This is a genomic window from Nostoc sp. 'Peltigera membranacea cyanobiont' 213 (assembly GCF_002245975.1).
Classification (GTDB): domain Bacteria; phylum Cyanobacteriota; class Cyanobacteriia; order Cyanobacteriales; family Nostocaceae; genus Nostoc.
In genome coordinates this window covers 1-2278 of sequence record NZ_NOLI01000325.1, presented here as the reverse complement: position 1 = coordinate 2278, position 2278 = coordinate 1, and the positions used below count along the sequence as shown (strand labels likewise).

The 2278-nt window shown below is 39.2% G+C and carries 2 protein-coding genes and 2 pseudogenes; all 4 read right to left on the bottom strand.

Features of this window, described 5'->3' with window-relative positions:
• Window positions 1-188: pseudogene (locus tag CDG77_RS34600) on the bottom strand (STM4015 family protein); the annotation flags it as partial.
• A gap of 27 nt (window positions 189-215) precedes the next feature.
• Entirely contained in the window at window positions 216-347 is a 132-nt protein-coding gene (locus CDG77_RS38825; protein ID WP_262985202.1) for a hypothetical protein, read from the bottom strand.
• A complete protein-coding gene (locus tag CDG77_RS34595) occupies window positions 316-1926 on the bottom strand; it encodes a WD40 repeat domain-containing protein (protein WP_094333619.1) in 1611 nt (536 codons plus the stop codon). Before CDG77_RS34595 ends, CDG77_RS38825 begins: the two co-directional genes overlap by 32 nt.
• Window positions 1927-1984: 58 nt before the next feature.
• A pseudogene (locus CDG77_RS34590) lies at window positions 1985-2278 on the bottom strand (Hsp70 family protein); the annotation flags it as partial.

Here is a 2278-nt window from a genome sequence, read left to right as displayed (position 1 = left end):
AATTCCAAACCTGCTTCGCCATACTTGAGTGCTTCTTCTAGTGCAGCGATTCTTTGTTCAACTACCGGATTTGCCAACCGTCTTTTAACACCTTCTAGTCCTCCTAAGACTACAGCACCAGGAGGCGCTTTTTCTTGACCACCAAGGACAGCATCATAAACTGTTGGGCGATTGGAATTTTTTGACATCGTGTTTTTACTTTTTATATGATGGAATTATTGAGTGCGATCGCCACAATCACCTAATTTCATAAATACGCTTTCTATGGGATAATTATTTTCAATTACAGAAGTGCGATCGCACTTTTTTCTACCCTTATGGCATTCTCCATACTTTAATAGTCCCATCTACACTACCGCTAATCAGAGTTTGCCCATCAGTGCTAATAGCGACAAAATAAACCCCATCTGTATGTCCATTGAAGATGGCTTTTTCCCGTCCTGTCTGTAAGTTCCATAGTTTGATAGTGCCATCCTCACAACCACTGATTAGATTCCGTCCATCTGGACTGATAGCAACACACAGAATACTACCTGATTGTGCATCTATGGTAAGTTTTTCCTCTCTTGTAGGCAAAACCCAAACTTTAATTATACTGTTACTATCACCAGTAACTAAAGTTTCTCCATCTGCACTAATTGCAATAGACTGAAAATTCTGAGAATGTGCTGTTAGAGTACGCGTCGTTAGTCTTCCTGTATTCAAATTCCATACATCAAGAAGATGAAGATTAGCATCGACAAGAATTTTTTGATTTGGTATCAGTGCAAGGCAATGACTATAAGCACTATCATGAGGTTTTTTCAGTGTATTGAATTGTTCTTTTTCTTGTAAATCACACATTAATATCATCCATTGATTTGTACTATTACAAGCAAGTAATTGACCATAAGAACTAATAGCAAAGCTATCAATTCCTCCTGGACTGAAGGTAAGAGATTTAATATTTTCTAAATATCCGTGCAAAACGTGAAGTTCCTGTCTTGTTGAGCAATCCCATAGCTTTAGTGTTTCACGACAGGCACTAACTAATATCTGCCCATCGGGGCTAAAGGCTAAAGATGTACGCCCACCTGAACATCTAGTGGGGAGAGTACAAAGTTTTATTCCTGTATCAAAATGCCATAGCTTTAGAGTTTTATCATCACTTTGACTTACAATAGTTTGTCCATCAGGGTGAAAAGTAACTGCATAAATAGCTCCTGAATGACCAGTTAAGGTGCGAAGTAAATTTCCTGTCTGCAAATCCCATACCTTAACAGTATTGTCTGCACCACCACTAATTAAAGTCCGGCCATCTGGACTAATGGCGATCGCATGAACTCCACCAGAGTGTGCTGTGATTGTAATGAGTTCTTGTTTTGTCTGAATATCCCAAAGTTTAATTGTCTCATCATAACTACCGCTTGCGAGAATCCGCCCATTAGGGTGAATAGCAATAGAACTTACTCCTTTGGAATGTCCTCGCAAAATATAAATTTCCTGTCTTTGTGATAAACTCCATAGTCGAATTGTGTTGTCATCACTGCAACTAAAAATAGTTTGCCCATCGGGGCTGATGACTACGGTATGAACATTATGTGTGTATCCACTTATTGTTTGCAAACATTCAAACACTAACCTAGGATTATACTTATGTAGTGCTTGTTTTACTCTTGGTTCTTTTCGATGGTGGAAAAGCAAATTTTCTGCGGTTTGCTGTACTTCTGGTGATACATCTGTCAAAGTTTGAATTAGTAATTTTAAACCTGCTTCCCCGTACTTTAGTGCATCTGCTAGCGCTGCAATTTTTTGTTCAGAAGATGCACTAGCTAAACGCCTTTTAACACCCTCTATTCCACCTAAAACAACACCATCAACAGGTGGTGCTACTTGTCCACCCAACACAGCATCATATTCTCTAGGTTGATTATGATTTTCTGGCATTACAATTTACCAAATTACGGTGATTTTTTCAACGAACCGCTGAGGCGCAGAGAGGAGATTATTTGAGTTTAGCGATCGCTCCCCTCTTAACTAACATTTTTCCCGTCAATAAATCCTTTACCGTCACTACTAATACCCGTTGTTCATTGACTTCAAATTGTGCCTGTATTCGGTCTATTCCTGTTTGTCCAGGCGGTTCGATATGAGCGACACATACTTGTTGATGATGAGTTTCCAAAGAGCGATAACTATCTTGTTTTACTAATTGGCTGCTCGTCATCCTTCCTTGAGTATCGTAATAAACTTCCGCTTGGGAAACTTCTGCTACTTCCCCAATATCAAGGCGAATTTC

What these genes read in the sequence shown, in the direction of transcription:
- CDG77_RS34595 (WP_094333619.1), bottom strand. Translation starts at nt 1,926, where the DNA reads ATGCCAGAAAATCATAATCAACCTAGAGAATATGATGCTGTGTTGGGT.
- CDG77_RS38825 (WP_262985202.1), bottom strand. Translation starts at nt 347, where the DNA reads ATGGGACTATTAAAGTATGGAGAATGCCATAAGGGTAGAAAAAAGTGC.